This is a genomic window from Mixta hanseatica (genome assembly GCF_023517775.1).
In the GTDB taxonomy this organism is placed as follows: Bacteria; Pseudomonadota; Gammaproteobacteria; order Enterobacterales; family Enterobacteriaceae; genus Mixta; species Mixta hanseatica.
Window position 1 is genome coordinate 2,103,330 of the sequence record NZ_CP082904.1, and the last position, 14,739, is coordinate 2,118,068.

Consider the following 14,739-nt stretch of genomic DNA (forward strand, 5'->3'; position numbering starts at 1 on the left):
CCGCTACGCGTCAGGGGCTGGCTAGAGCGGTCGGGCGACTACAATGCCTGGCCGCGTCTTGATATAAGAGAGCAGCGGGGTATCGACAACCTTATTATTCTTTTTCAAAGAAGAGGCATTGCGCAACCAAACCTGCTGACCTTTTTTAATAATAATACCGGTATGCGAAACATCCAGCCCCGCCAACGGCGTATAAATTCCTACGTAGTCACCGGTTTGTAATGCGTTTAATGTTGCCTTATTAATATTATTAGCAGGGATATAATTAATAATTCGCTGGGTAACTGGCAGGCCTGACAAATAACGTCCGCCGTCGGCTTTTAAATTAAGCTGTTTAGTGACTTTGATCGTTGGCGTATTTAGCTGGTCGGTAATATCGCGCGCATTCAGGGGCGTCAGGCTAAACCAGTCAGAAAAAAAGTGTTTGCGCTGGGTAAAGCTGACCTGGCCCTGATGGTAGCGCGTAAGGCGAAGCTGGGTAAAAAAGTCGTTGCGGCTGCTGGCATGGCTCAGCGCTGCAACATAATCCAGCAGGGTAAAGCAGTCAACGCCGTTAAAATTAACCACCAGCTGCTCCGGAACGCTGTCGGTGCCTATCAGGGTATCCGCCTGATAAGGCGTGCCGAGAAAAGCCTGTGAGATAGCGGCGATTTTCTCGCCTGTCGGTTTATCCTGCGATGGAATAACCTGCTGTTCAATGAGCGCATCAAGCCGTTGCGAAGTGTGTTTATCTATTATCGGACAAGGCGGCTTAACCGTGCAGGCAGAAACAGAGAATATTAATAATATCGATGCTATTAATTTCATAATTAATTCCTTTTGTATTATTTCCAGAAAGTAAGAAATAATCTCGATCCTGAGAAGGGAAGGAAATAATTATTAAATAAAGCTCTGAGCGCAAGTTTTATTTTTATGGTTGAGAGAGGAAACGCAAAATAATAAATTCGAATCCAAAAAAAGGCGACATTATGTCGCCCTGGTGAGTAACGCCGCGTTTAATTCGGCAAATAACTTTATTCCGGCAGGCCTTCTGCAGCCGGCGCGCCCAGCATATAACGGGAAAGGAAGCCGTCGAGCGGCATGTTTTCGCCGTTCATGGTGACCTGAGCACCGTTAAACTGCAGGCTGGTAACGATGTTATCGTCCTGCTGCTGGGTCAGGCGGAACATCTGTCCCATCGCCGCCAGCCCTTTAATCTGCTGCTCAGCCAGTTTATTTGCATCCGATTCCTGATAACCCTCCGCCATGGCGACCTGTTTCATCATTTCGGTAGCCATTGGCATATTGATTACCAGCTTGCCATCCAGCGTTTTCAACATGCGGCTAAGCGCTTCGGCAGATGTCTGCGCCGCGCCCTGCGCAGTCGCGGGATCTTTGAAGTGCGCGGCTAAATTAAAGCTGCTTTCGCCTTTATCATTTTTCCAGCTTAGCGGCGCGATGGTGACCACCGGATCGCCTTTCAGCACTAGCGGCAGATTAGCGGCCAGAATCTGACGCACGCCTTCCTGATAGCGCACCGGATCTTGCTCAATGCCAGGCTGATTGATTAACGCCTGCATTTGGCTGCGATAGTTATCGGAAGCGGTTTTCAATGCCTGACCGTCAAACTGCGACAGTTTCAGCGTCATTTTGCCGGAACCAAAGCTGTGTTTTTCCAGCGTGACGTTATCAATAGCGTAATCAATCTGGCCGGAGACGGTATTACCGCTGGAATCAAAGGCCGTTTTGATATCCATGCCTTCCAGCGTCGCCGCTTCCTGGCCGTTAACCGCCGTCGTCAACTTTTTCAGGTTGAAATGCTGATCGCCGATACGCACGCCCTGCGGGCTGAGCCAGGTTTTGCCGTTAAGGCGCATGCCGTTCAGGGTGAACAGCACCGGCAGATTCGCCTCGTTTCTGACCGTCAGCGCCACGCTGTCGATATCAGAGTCAAAATTGACCCGATCGCCTTCAGCATCGCTGTCAATGCCCAGCGTGCCGCCGTTCCAGGCGTAGCGTTCGCCGGTTTCGCTGTTTTGATAATCCAGCGGCAGCAGACGGATCGCCGAGGCGGTTGCCCCGCTGTAGCCGATACGTGTATCCGCATCGATAACTGACTGACCTTTGGTCAGATCAAACAACTTCTTCAACGCGGGGGTATTTTCCAGCTCGCTGTGCACCGAGGCCATGCTGGGGATCAGATTAAACTTTTTCAGTTGGGCAAACGGGAAAGGACCGTGATCGATAGTTTCGTTCAGCACGACGCTCTGGCCAGGCTTCAGCAGCGCATTATCTTCCGTTTGCGAACTGGCCTGCACCACCAGCTGCGTACGGCTGCTAAACAGACCGCGCTGATAATTCTGGTAACTCACTTTCAGACGGCTGTCCGGCGCCAGTTTGTTGAGCTGCGCGTTGGCGTTTTGCACTATCTGATCCATGTGGCTTTCGATCTGCTTGCCTGTCAGCCAGGCCGCGCCCGTCCAGACCACTCCCAGCGCGACTACAACGCCAACCGCAATTTTCGTCTTGTTCATCGATTCGTCCTTTTTCCGGCATCAATGCCTGATATTAATTTATTGAATAATCATAGCATTTGCAGGCGTAGCCGTCAGCCTGGCAGGTTATAAACTCGGGCAAGTTGTCCATGACCGCTCACTTCGACTGGCGATTCGCTGGCGGCAACAAAACAGGATTCGCCCGCCCTGAGCGTCAGCGCCTGCTGTCCCGTCAGCCGGGCTTCGCCGTCAATACAGAACAGGATCGCCGCGCTCTGCTGGCTAAGCGTAACCGGCATGGCGTTTAGCTGATGGATGGCGAAAGCGAAATCATCGACCGGCACCGGGAAATCAAGGGCGCCTGCGTGCTGTACCGGCTCGGTCAGCAGGGTGTCCGCGGCGCGCGGCGTGAATTTCACATTGGCCATTAGCTCTGCAATATCAATATGTTTCGGCGTCAGCCCGGCACGCAGCACATTATCTGAGTTAGCCATTACCTCTAGCGCGACGCCGCGCAGATAGGCGTGCGGCGTTTCAGCAAACAAGAACATCGCTTCGCCTGGCTGTAGCTCAATAACGTTCAGCAGCAGCGGAGAGAACAGCCCTGGGTCATCGGGATAGACTTCAGCGATAGATTGGATGGTCTGCCAGGGTTCACCATTCTGCGCGTGCAGGGTGGCCTTAAGAATATCAAGCGCGCGTTTTTTCTCTTCCTGCTGTAAAGCGAGCAGCGAGGAGAAGAGCATGGCCAGGCTTTTCTCTTCTGGCTGCTGCAGGAAGTGGGCAATGGCCGGATGCGCGCCGGCAACCGGCTGCAGCAGCGAAATAATTTCAGCAAACGGCCGGAAACCGTTAATAGCCAGGAAAGGCGTCAGCGCATAGACCAGTTCAGGCTTATGGTTGGCATCTTTATAATTACGTTCCGGTGCGCTGAGCGGTATGCCCGCTGCATTCTCACGGGCAAATCCCGCTTCAGCGGCGGCTTTGCCGGGATGCACCTGAATCGATAACGGTTGTTCGGCGCACAGCACCTTAAACAAAAAGGGCAGCTCGCCGAAACGTGCTGCCACTTTTTCCCCTAACAGGCCCGACTTATCCGCCGCGATAATTTCTCGTAGCGAGCGCCGTTCGCCGTCTACGTTGACCACAGAACTACTTTTGGGATGCGCGCCCATCCACAGCTCGGCCATCGGCTGCTGCGTCGGATTTTCAATGCCATACAGTTCGGTTAATGCCGTTTTACTGCCCCATGCATAATTCTGCAGTGTATTGTAAAGCTTAAACATGATGACTCCTTTTAACTGGCGGCTGTCCGAAGGTATTAAAGCAGAAAGCGTTTTCGAAACCTGGATGCAAGTCAAATAAGGACGATTGGCTCGCAGAATGTTAAATTATTGTATGTCACACTATGGCCCATGCCCGCTGTGTCGGATAGTCACAGGTCAGGGCTTTTTAAATCATATGTTTGTGCTAAAGGAGAGAAGTAATGGCAGCCAACCGCATTGAAAAAGATTCAATGGGACCTATTGATGTACCGGCTGATAAACTGTGGGGCGCGCAGACGCAGCGCTCGCTGGAACACTTTCGCATCTCTACAGAAAAAATGCCTGCTGAGCTGGTGCATGCGCTGGCATTAACCAAACGCGCCGCTGCTAAGGTTAACAGCGATCTGGGCCTGCTGCCGCAGGAGAGGGCGCAGGCGATTATTCAGGCGGCGGATGAAGTGCTGGCAGAAAAGCATACCGCTGAATTCCCGCTGGCTATCTGGCAGACCGGCTCTGGCACACAAACCAATATGAACATGAACGAGGTGTTGGCCAATCGCGCCAGCGAGATCCTCGGCGGCGAGCGCGGCATGTCACGTCTGGTGCATCCCAATGACGATGTGAATAAAAGCCAGAGCTCGAATGACGTTTTCCCGACCGCCATGCATGTGGCGGCGGTTATCGCCCTGCGTGAGAACCTGGTGCCGCAGCTCAATATTCTGAAGCAAACGCTGCAGTCGAAAGCGGAAGCCTTCAAAGACATCGTTAAAATTGGCCGTACGCACCTGCAGGACGCCACGCCGCTGACGCTGGGCCAGGAGATTTCCGGCTGGGTGGCGATGCTGGAACATAACCTGAAGCACATTGAGCAGAGCGTGCCGCATATCGCCGAGCTGGCGCTGGGCGGTACCGCCGTGGGCACCGGGCTGAATACCCATCCAGAATATGCGGTGCGCGTTGCCGAAGAGCTGGCGGCGTTGACGCGTCAACCGTTTGTTACCGCGCCGAATAAATTCGAAGCGCTGGCGACCTGCGATGCGCTGGTGCATGCGCACGGCGCGCTGAAAGGTCTGGCGGCTTCGCTGATGAAAATTGCTAACGATGTGCGCTGGCTCTCATCCGGCCCGCGTTGCGGCATCGGCGAGATCGCCATTCCGGAAAATGAACCGGGCAGTTCTATCATGCCAGGCAAAGTTAACCCGACCCAATGCGAAGCGATGACTATGCTTTGCTGCCAGGTAATGGGTAACGACGTGGCGATTAACATCGGCGGCGCATCCGGTAACTTTGAGCTGAACGTTTTCCGCCCGATGGTGATCCATAACTTCCTGCAGTCGATCCGTCTGTTGGCGGACGGTATGGATAGCTTTAATCACCATTGCGCCGTGGGCATTGAGCCGAACCGTGACCGTATTACCCAGCTGTTGAATGAATCGCTGATGCTGGTGACAGCGCTGAATACCCATATCGGCTACGATAAAGCGGCCGAAATCGCTAAAAAAGCGCACAAAGAGGGGCTGACGTTAAAAGCTTCTGCGCTGAAGCTGGGCTATCTGAGCGAAGAAGAGTTTGATGCCTGGGTTCGACCAGAAGAAATGGTCGGCAGCATGAAGCAGTAAGGGGTGCAACGGGGCCGTCTGGCCCCGTTTTTAGCGCGTTGATACCTACTATTTTTTACCTCGCCGTTATATCCTCTGTATAAGCTGTTCATCCTCGTCTGACTGATGCTTGCCTGGTTTTATGCCGTGCCTGTCGGCCGATCGCAGTAAAGATGCAGGCGGGGGATTAACAGCCACAGCGGTTCCGCCTGTGGCTTATAGCGATGGGTAATATTCTCCGCATCATAATTTAACAACTCGCCTAATACCGGCACCTGCTGGCGATGCGGGCAAAGCACCAGCAGCGGTGAAGGGCAGGCCAGCTGCGTCTGCTTTTGCTGCTCTTTATCCCAGATACGCGCAATCGGCTGAACTTTAACCGGCCGCTTTATTTTCAGCCGGGCACCCGCTGGCAGCGACTGTACCGCGATCAGCTCTTGTTGTACTTTCTCCGCCCACTGTTCCCGCGTCCAGGGCGCCTGAGCACGTCCCGCCTTCAGGCTTTTTTCCAGCTTCTCGATAATTTCCTGCGGCGTAACATTTTTAATAATATGCTTATTGGCCCAGCCGAAGCGCACGCTGTCCGGCGCATCAAGCAGGGTAATGGCGCGGTAGGCGTTCAGGGTTAACAGGCCACGCAGATGGGTATGCACAAACTCAAAGCGCGCTTCGCTTGGTAGCCCGGACTCAACGGTTATGATTTGCTCCAGCCGCGCTTTGAGCTGATTAATGTTTTCCACCTGCTGGTGGAGCAGGGCATGCTGATGCTCATCGGTCTCAAAACAGAGCGCGCCAGGCAGACGAACCGCCGCTTTAGTACTGATATTCTCGGACTGACGCTGGATAAACAGGCGACAGTAGTGCTGTAGCGCCAGCTGCCGTGCTTCTTCGCCCAGGTGCTGGGTAACGCTGATCTGCGTAATCGGCTCGTGCTCAGCGCCTTTTGCTACCGGCGGCAATGAGAACACACGACCAACTAACAGCGGCAGCGCGGATAACTGATGTTGTAACGCATTAAGCTCTTCATCCAGCCGGTCGGCGCACTGACGCAGATCTTCAACTAAATCGTAGCGGCTCATTGTGCTTCCTTATGTAATAGATCACCATCTCAATTAGTTACAACATACTTATATATAAATAAAAATACCAGCTCAGCATCGGGGAAATCATCAGTTAAGCAGGAAAAAAGCCGCACAAGGGCGGCCAGAGAAAAAGATGCGTTACAGCTTTTTAGCATAGAGACGGGCGGCGACAAGCAGCGCCAGTAATAGCATGAGCGCGATAAATGCCGTAATGCCCGGCCAGCCGAACGCATGCCAAAATAGGCCGCCCAGCGTACCGGCTACGCTGGAGCCCGCATAGTAGCTAAACAGATAGAGTGATGAGGCCTGGCCTTTAGCACGCCGCGCGCGTGGGCCAATCCAGCCGCTGGCGACAGAGTGGGCAGCAAAAAATCCGGCGGTAAACAGCACCATCCCGGGGAAAATCAGCCACAGCGAATTGAACAGAGTGATAAGTAGGCCGCTCAGCATCAATGCAGTAGAGAACAGCAGCACGGGTCCGCGCCCAAAGCGTGCCGTCATCGCGCCAGCTTTCGGCGAACTCCATGAGCCGGTCAGGTAAACGACTGATAGCAGGCCGACCACCGCCTGGCTGAGAAACCAGGGCGCGCTCAGCAGGCGGTAGCCAATATAGTTAAACAGCGTAACGAACGCGCCCATTAGCAGAAACCCTTCCGCAAACAGCAGCGGTAAACCACGATCGCGCCAATGCAGACGAAAGTTAATCATCAGGCTGCGGGGTTTTAACGAAGCAGGGCGGAAATGACGCGACGCGGGCAGGATTTTCCAAAACATCAGAGCCGAGGCCAGCGCAAAACAACCGATAAAAGCCACCGCCACGCGCCAGGAGCTGAAGTCGGTAATCACGCCGCTTAGCAGGCGGCCGCTCATGCCGCCTATCGAGTTACCGCTAATATAGAGGCCCATCGAAAAGGCGATAACGCTGGGATGGATTTCTTCGCTCAGATAGGTCATACCCACCGCGGCTACGCCGCTCAGCGATAAGCCAATCAGGGCGCGCATAATCAGGATGCCGTGCCAGCTGGTCATGGCGGCGGAAATCAGCGTACAGATCGCTGCCAGCAGTAGCGCAATAACCATGACCGGCTTGCGGCCTACCGCATCGGAAAGCGGGCCGGTAACCAACAGTCCCAGCGCCATAAGCGCGGTTGAAACAGAGAGCGAAATGCTGCTTGCCGCGGGCGAGACGCCAAACTCCTGCGAAAGCACCGGCAGAATAGGCTGAACGCAATAGAGCAGAGCGAAAGTGGCCAGCCCGGCTGAAAACAGCGCCAGCGTTACGCGCATAAATTGCGGCGTACCGCGTTTGATATAAAGGTGTTTATTTACAACAGCGGGCGAGACGCGCTGAGCTTTGTCGGCGGGCAACGTCGCGCTCTGGGATAAGCGTTCCACAACGGTTCCTTATTTAAACATCAACCGTTTAATTGTGATTCGGTCAGATTATACTGTCTAATATATTAATTATCTGAATTGATACTTATAGAATATGAATATCGAGCTGCGTCATTTACGCTATTTTATCGCCGTGGCAGAAGAGCTGCATTTTGGCCGCGCGGCGCTGCGGCTGAATATCTCTCAGCCGCCGTTAAGCCAGCAAATTCAGCTGCTGGAGCAGCAGATTGGCGCCCGTTTGCTGGCGCGAACGAATCGCAGCGTCCAGCTGACGGCGGCTGGACGTCAGTTTTTGCAGGATGCGCGCGCTATTTTACTGGATGTTGACCAGGCGGCCAGCCGCGCCGCACGTTTACATCAGGGAGAAGAGGGGGAAATACGCATCGGTTTCACCTCATCGGCGCCTTTTATCGCCGTCGTTTCTGACGCGCTGTTTACCTTTCGTCAACGTTTTCCGCAGGTACATATCCAGATGCAAGAGATGAACACCCGCCAACAGCTGGCGCCGATCGGTGACGGCCGGCTGGATCTTGGTGTGATGCGCAACACGCCGCTGCCCGATACGCTCGCCTGGCAACTGTTGCTGCGTGAACCGCTATGTTGCGTAGTACATCATGCGCATCCTCTGGCGAGCCGGCAAAGCGTTTCAGTGACCGCGCTACGCAATGAACCTTTTGTTTTTTTCGATGCGCAAAGCGGCACCGCGCTGTATGGCGAAACCATGGCGCTGCTGCATCGTTATCACATCCAGCCATTAATTACGCAGGAAGTGGGCGAGGCGATGACCATTCTTGGGCTGGTCGCCACCGGGTTGGGAATTTCTATTCTGCCGGCTTCTTTCCGCCGCGCGCAGCTGACCGGCGTGGTGTGGCTACCGCTGGAAGAGAAAGATGCGCGTTCGGAAATGTGGTTAGTCTGGTCAAAACAGCGGGAAATGACGGCGGTAATGGCGCAGATGAAAGCGCTGTTACTGCGCGAAGAGTAAGCGTTATCGTAACGAAAAACGTTGTTTTTGTGCAGTAAATCACATATCGAATCAAATAGTTGACGCCCATTAATATCTCATCCACCATAGCCTGAGCAGGTTTATTTTGAAGCGCGAAAATAAGTGGGAGCAGGGGGAGTGATTGCGGACAGTCAACCTGGTCATATTGACCAGATCAAGCAGACAAACGCTGGGGCTGTATATCGCCTGATCGACCAATTTGGCCCGATATCGCGTATTGAGCTTTCCCGGCGGGCCCAGCTGGCGCCGGCCAGTATTACCAAAATCGTGCGTGAAATGCTGGAAGCGCATCTGGTACAGGAAACGGAGTATCAGGAGCCGGGGAGCCGTGGCCGGCCGGCGGTCGGACTGATTCTGGATACCGTTGCCTGGCACTATTTGGGGGTGCGTATCGGCAACGGTGAAATCACGCTGGCGCTGCGCGATCTTAGCAGCGCGCTGGTGACCGAAGAGACTCGCCCGCTACCGGTGCAAAGCGATACGCCACTGCTAAACCGCATTATCCTCGAAGTCGACCAGTTTTTTATCCGCCATCAGCGCCAGCTTGAGCGCCTGACCGCCATAGCCATTACTTTGCCCGGTATTATCCATACCGGTAAAGGGATGGTGCACCGCATGCCATTTTATCACGTCGCTGATATGCCGCTCGGGCCTGAGCTTTCTGCCCATACCGGCCTGCCGGTTTATATTCAGCATGATGTCTGCGCCTGGACCATCGCTGAGTCGCTGTTTGGCGCCTCACGCGGCGCCAGTGATGTTATCCAAATTGTGATTGATGATAATGTCGGCGCGGGCGTGATCACCGGCGGACGTCTGCTGCATAACAGCCGTAGCTCGCTGGTCGAGATTGGGCATACCCAGGTGGATGCGTACGGCAAGCAGTGCTATTGCGGCAATCATGGTTGTCTGGAGACGGTGGCCAGCATCGGCAGTATTCTGGAACTGGCTTCCCAGCGTATGCAAACTTCGCTCAGCTCGATTCTGCATCATCAGGCGTTAACGGTTGAATCCCTGTGTGATGCGGCGCTGAATGGCGATCCGCTGGCGCGCGATATCATTACCGGTATCGGCAACAGCGTTGGGCGTATTCTGGCCATTATGGTCAACCTGTTTAACCCGGAAAAGATCCTGATTGGCTCACCGCTTAATCGCGCCGCCGAGGTGCTTTATCCGGCGATCGGCGCATCAATCCGCCAGCAGGCGCTGCCGGCCTATAGTGCGGATATCCATGTTGAACCCACAGAATTTCCTAACGTTGGCACCATGCCTGGCGCGGCGCTGGTCAAAAACGCCCTGTACAACGGCGAACTGCTGATAAAACTGTTGCAGGGCTAATCTAATATCAGTTATCACTAAAAAATTGCGCTAACGCAAGCCCTGCAAAAGCGCGATTTCCTACACTGTGCAACACAAACCGATGATTAAAGTTTAACTATTTCAGGCCGTCAGCCTGCCGGAGTGTTGCTATGCTGAGTCGTCTTTTCGTTACCGGTACGGATACTGCCGTCGGTAAAACAGTTATTACCCGTGCCCTGATGCAAAAGCTGGCGGAGACGCATCCGGCCGTAGTGGGGTATAAACCGGTAGCAAAAAGCAGCCAGATGACGGCGGACGGGCTGCGTAATAAAGATGCGTTGATATTGCATCGCGCCTCCACGCTTGATGTGCCTTATGAAGCGATCAATCCCGTGACGCTGCTGGAGGATGAGATCAGCACGCATCGCGGCGAAACGATTAACTACGCGCGCCTGAGCAGCGGCCTGCAGTTGTTAGAGGCGCAGGCGGACGTGGTGGTGGTTGAGGGAACCGGCGGCTGGCGTAGCCTGATGAACGATCTACGCCCGTTATCTGACTGGGTTATCCAGGAACAACTGCCGGTGGTATTGGTGGTCGGCATAAAGCTGGGCTGCATTAGCCATGCCTTACTAACCGCGCAGGCAATTATTAACGACGGCCTGCCGCTGATGGGTTGGGTAGCGAACCGAATCAATCCGGGGCTGGCGCACTACGCAGAAATTATTGACGTGCTGCAAGAGAAGATCCCGGCGCCGCTGTTAGGCGAGCTGCCTTATTTACCCCGCGCCGAAGAGCGCGAACTGGCGGGCTATATCGACCTGTCGGCGCTCTCCTTGCCGCAGGCGGTGGCCTGAGTCTCAGGCAGCGAAAGGCAGGGCGTTCCAACAGCAACGTCCTGCGCAGTGGCATTAACGCGCCCTGCGGCGCGTATTTCCTTTAGCGGCTGAGCGCGCGCCGCGTACGGCCTGAGCTGAGATAATCCGCAATATAGTCCTGCGAAATTTCGCCGCTGTAGCGGCCATCTTCATCCACAATCGGCATCCACACCAGGTTATGTTCATAAAGCTTCGACAGCACCACGCGCAGATTCTCTTCCGCCTTGCCGGTTACGGTAAAGCTGTGCAGCTTCTCTTCGCAACAGCCGCTGGCACCGCGCGCTTCACGCCGTTTCACAAATCCCAGCGGGCGGTCATCGTTATCCACTACGGTAATGGAGCGCATATCGTTATCATCCATGATGACAAACGCTTCCGACAACGGCGTGGCGCGTTTAACGGTGAAAGTTTGCTGTTGATCGGTTACGTCGCCCGCCTGCACTAACAGCAGACGCTTCAGGGTACGATCCTGACCAACAAAAGAGCCGACAAATTCATTGGCTGGTTTCGCCAACAGTTCATCTGGCGTGGCGCACTGCACAATTTTTCCCTGACCGAAAACGGCGATACGATCGCCCAGCTTTAACGCCTCATCGATATCGTGACTGACCAGCATTACGGTTTTCTTTAACTGGCGCTGCATTTCCAGGAATTCGTTTTGAATCGACTCGCGGTTAATCGGATCGACCGCGCCGAAAGGCTCGTCCATCAGCAGAACCGGCGGATCTGCCGCCAGGGCGCGGATAACGCCGATGCGCTGCTGCTGCCCGCCGGACATTTCTTTTGGATAGCGGTGTAAAAACTTATGCGGATCGAGGGCCACCATGCTCATCAGTTCACTGGCGCGCTCGCGGCAACGTTTTTTATCCCAGCCCAGCATCCGCGGCACGACGGTGATATTTTCTTCAATCGTCATATTGGGGAACAGGCCGATCTGCTGAATCACATAGCCGATATTGCGGCGCAGGGTAACGGTATCCTGAGTGCTGGTATCTTCACCGTTAATGGTAATTTTGCCGCTGGTCGCCGGGATCAGGCGGTTAATCATCTTCAGCGTGGTGGTTTTGCCACAGCCGGACGGCCCAAGCAGCACGCACATTTCCCCAGCTGGCACATGCAGGCTGACATTATCTACTGCGTTAAGCGTGGTGCCATTCTTTTGAGTGAAGGTTTTAGTCAGGTTTTCCAGTTTTATCATTATCGAATCCCCTTCGGTGTCAGCGCCAGCTGCAGCCGATGCAGCAGCCAGTCAAGAATAATTGCCAAAAGGCAGATCAGCAGCGCGCCGGCGATCAGCATACGAATATCGCTGCCGCTGATGCCATCCAACAGCAGCAGGCCAAGACCTCCAGCGCCGATGACCGCCGCGATGGCCATCACGCCGACATTCATCACTACCGCCGTACGAATGCCGCCGAAAATTACCGGCAGAGCCAGCGGGATTTCCACCCAGCGCAGACGCTGCCAAAAGGTCATGCCGATACCGCGGCCCGCTTCGCGCAGACCGGGCGGTATGCTTTCCAGCGCGGTATGGGTATTGCGTACAATAGGCAACAGAGAATAGAGAAATACTGCCGTAATCGCCGGCACCACGCCGATGCCCTGGCCGATCAGCGAAAAAAGCGGGATCATCAGGCCAAACAGCGCAATTGAGGGAATGGTCAGCACAATGGTCGCCACGCCCAGCACCGGGGTTGCCAGCCATTTAAAGCGTACAATCAAGATGCCCAGCGGCACGCCGGCCAGAATGGCGCAACCGACCGCCACCAGCACCAACCACAGATGTTGCCAGGTGAGGGCGACGAGGTGAGGCCAGTTGCCGATCATATAGTGAATCGTATCCATTAGCGTCTCCTTACAGCATGCCTTTAGACTGCAGGAAATCGCGGGCGACCTGCTGCGGTGATTGATGATCAATATCGACGCGTTTATTCAGTTCGGTAATGACATCATCGGTGATCAGCGCGGAAAGCTGATTAAGTGCCTCCGCCAGGCCCGGGTTCGCTTCCAGCACCTCTTTACGCACCAGCGGCGTCACGTTATAGCTGGGGAAGAAATGTTTATCATCCTCCAGAATTTTCAGATCGAAGCCTTTCACCCGGCCGTCAGTAGTGTAAACCAGCCCGGCATCGACAAAGCCGTCGCGAATGGCGTTATACACCAGGCCGGGATCCATCTGCCGGATTTGCGGACGATCGAGCGTTAATCCATAAAGTTTTTGTAACGGCTTCAGGCCATCGGAGCGGCCGGCGAACTCCAAATCCAGACCCAGCATCCAGTTATGCTTCGGGTCCTGTTTACGGATCTGCTCGATGCGCGCCACCAGCTGGGAAACGGTGGCGATATGCTCTTTTTCGGCCCGTTCACGCTGCATGGCAAAGGCGTAGGTGTTGTTCATCGGCGCTGGATGTAGCCAGACCAGCCCCAGCTTGCCATCCAGTCGCTTTACCGTTTGATAAGCTTCTTCCGAGGTCATCCGGGTAGTTATATGGTTAAAGATAATCAGCGAAGAGCCGGTATATTCCCAGGTCATATCGATCTGCTTGTTCAGCATGGCGTTACGTCCGATCGATACCGGGATATTGGTTTTTGGGATCACCTCGAAGCCTTTCTTATTCAGCCACAGGGTGGTCATCGCCGATAAAATATGCTGCTCGGTAAAGTCTTTAGTGGCCATGGTAATCGGCGCGGCCTGAGCATGGGTAAGGCAGAGTAACAGCATCGCCAGCAGCATGCCCAGCACGCGCGTCATTTTAGCAATAGTCATAAGGCTCCTTTACAACGCGTGTGGGCTTAACCAGCGACCCAGGGCCGCCAGCAGCATATCCAGAATCAGCGCAAACAGCGCCGTCGCCACCGCGCCTAAAATCAGGACGGGAAAGTCGTTGAGGTAAATACCGGGGAAGATCAGCTCGCCATAGCTGCTGGCACCAATCAGGAACGCCAGCGGAGCGGTGCCAACGTTAATCGCCATGGCGATACGGATCCCGGAAAGGATCACCGGCCAGGCGTTCGGTAGCTCGACCTGGCGCAGCCGCTGCCATTTAGTCATGCCGATGCCGTTGGCGGCTTCCAGCAGCGATTCCGGCACGCCAATCAATCCGGCATAGGTGTTGCGTACAATGGGCAGCAGAGAAGCAAGAAACAGGGCGATAATCGCCGGGCGGTCGCCAATACCGATTACCACCATCGCCAGCGCCAGTACCGCCAATGGCGGCAGCGTGTTGCCGACGTTAAAGATCTGCATAATATATTCCGCCCAGCGGCGCATATAAGGACGGCTTAGTAAAATACCGCTGGGGATCCCGACCAGCAGGGCGAACAGCATAGACCAGCCCACCAGCCAGAGATGTTGCCTGCCAAGGTAAATTAAATCGACCTGGCGCGCTTTAATCACCTCAAGACCGACACCGTAAATCAACAGCGCAGCCACCAGCGCTATTACCAGTAGCGCCAGAAGTGTTCGCTTAATCGCGGGGGAAACATGCATGAACAAGGTTCTCCTGGGGATGACCTGAAGCGCATCCTGAAAGATGCCTCAATTGTTATATTAATCCGTGGGCTTCACGCCGAGAGAGGCAGCCTCCCGTCAGCGCAGCCGGACGATAAAGATAAAGTGCTGATTTTTACGCCTTTATCAGCAAAAACAAACGCGGCGCCTTAAAGCTATAGCAGCGCTCAGGCAGGTTCGCCAGTTTTAGCGGCTAAATCAGCGGGATAGTTTTTCGGCTGCGGCGCCCGCAGCGGG

Annotated in this window: 14 protein-coding genes; 5 read left to right on the top strand and 9 right to left on the bottom strand. The window is 54.6% G+C overall.

What is annotated here, in order from left to right:
• Positions 1-21: 21 nt before the first annotated feature.
• The 3 genes from K6958_RS10220 to manA form a co-directional block, all read right to left on the bottom strand.
• Positions 22-807 carry a DUF1460 domain-containing protein gene (locus tag K6958_RS10220; protein ID WP_249894530.1) on the bottom strand — a complete coding sequence of 262 codons (786 nt, stop codon included), beginning with the start codon at positions 805-807 and terminating at the stop codon, positions 22-24.
• A gap of 206 nt (positions 808-1,013) precedes the next feature.
• On the bottom strand, positions 1,014-2,513 hold the full coding sequence (locus K6958_RS10225) for a YdgA family protein (protein WP_249894531.1): 1,500 nt from the start codon (positions 2,511-2,513) through the stop codon (positions 1,014-1,016).
• Between the two features lie 74 nt (positions 2,514-2,587).
• On the bottom strand, positions 2,588-3,760 hold the full coding sequence (manA, locus tag K6958_RS10230) for a mannose-6-phosphate isomerase (protein ID WP_249894532.1): 1,173 nt from the start codon (positions 3,758-3,760) through the stop codon (positions 2,588-2,590).
• 200 nt (positions 3,761-3,960) lie between these two features.
• Between manA and fumC the strand changes: the two genes are divergently transcribed.
• Entirely contained in the window at positions 3,961-5,358 is a 1,398-nt protein-coding gene (gene fumC, locus K6958_RS10235; RefSeq protein WP_249894533.1) for a class II fumarate hydratase, read from the top strand.
• 119 nt (positions 5,359-5,477) lie between these two features.
• On the opposite strand, the gene tus is transcribed toward fumC, so the two are convergent.
• Positions 5,478-6,416 carry a DNA replication terminus site-binding protein gene (gene tus / locus K6958_RS10240; RefSeq protein WP_249894534.1) on the bottom strand — a complete coding sequence of 313 codons (939 nt, stop codon included), beginning with the start codon at positions 6,414-6,416 and terminating at the stop codon, positions 5,478-5,480.
• Between the two features lie 141 nt (positions 6,417-6,557).
• Positions 6,558-7,787, bottom strand: a complete 1,230-nt coding sequence (locus K6958_RS10245) for an MFS transporter (RefSeq protein ID WP_249894659.1) — start codon at positions 7,785-7,787, stop codon at positions 6,558-6,560.
• A 121-nt stretch (positions 7,788-7,908) separates the two neighbouring features.
• On the opposite strand from K6958_RS10245, the gene K6958_RS10250 reads away from it, so the two are divergent.
• From K6958_RS10250 to bioD, 3 genes are all read left to right on the top strand, one after another.
• Complete coding sequence (locus tag K6958_RS10250; RefSeq protein ID WP_249894535.1) at positions 7,909-8,799, top strand: LysR family transcriptional regulator; 891 nt, start codon at positions 7,909-7,911, stop codon at positions 8,797-8,799.
• A gap of 138 nt (positions 8,800-8,937) precedes the next feature.
• Positions 8,938-10,155: a sugar metabolism global transcriptional regulator Mlc gene (gene mlc / locus K6958_RS10255; protein WP_249894536.1), complete on the top strand. Its 1,218-nt coding sequence runs from the start codon at positions 8,938-8,940 to the stop codon at positions 10,153-10,155.
• A gap of 131 nt (positions 10,156-10,286) precedes the next feature.
• Complete coding sequence (gene bioD, locus K6958_RS10260) at positions 10,287-10,970, top strand: dethiobiotin synthase (RefSeq protein WP_249894537.1); 684 nt, start codon at positions 10,287-10,289, stop codon at positions 10,968-10,970.
• Positions 10,971-11,052: 82 nt separating this feature from the next.
• Here the strand turns inward: bioD and osmV are convergent, their stop codons facing one another.
• The 4 genes from osmV to osmY are packed head-to-tail and all read right to left on the bottom strand — an operon-like array spanning position 11,053 to position 14,481.
• Positions 11,053-12,189: an osmoprotectant ABC transporter ATP-binding protein OsmV gene (gene osmV / locus K6958_RS10265; RefSeq protein WP_249894538.1), complete on the bottom strand. Its 1,137-nt coding sequence runs from the start codon at positions 12,187-12,189 to the stop codon at positions 11,053-11,055.
• Positions 12,189-12,836, bottom strand: coding sequence for an osmoprotectant ABC transporter permease OsmW (osmW, locus tag K6958_RS10270; RefSeq protein ID WP_249894539.1), 648 nt, complete (start codon positions 12,834-12,836; stop codon positions 12,189-12,191). Before osmW ends, osmV begins: the two co-directional genes overlap by 1 nt.
• Before the next feature lie 10 nt (positions 12,837-12,846).
• Complete coding sequence (locus tag K6958_RS10275; protein ID WP_249894660.1) at positions 12,847-13,743, bottom strand: glycine betaine ABC transporter substrate-binding protein; 897 nt, start codon at positions 13,741-13,743, stop codon at positions 12,847-12,849.
• A 24-nt stretch (positions 13,744-13,767) separates the two neighbouring features.
• The gene (osmY, locus tag K6958_RS10280) at positions 13,768-14,481 is read right to left on the bottom strand and encodes an osmoprotectant ABC transporter permease OsmY (RefSeq protein ID WP_249894540.1); all 714 of its coding nucleotides are present in this window, start codon (positions 14,479-14,481) and stop codon (positions 13,768-13,770) included.
• Between osmY and K6958_RS10285 the strand changes: the two genes are divergently transcribed.
• Positions 14,476-14,655, top strand: coding sequence for a hypothetical protein (locus tag K6958_RS10285; protein WP_249894541.1), 180 nt, complete (start codon positions 14,476-14,478; stop codon positions 14,653-14,655). The genes osmY and K6958_RS10285 overlap by 6 nt on opposite strands.
• Positions 14,656-14,739: the final 84 nt, after the last annotated feature.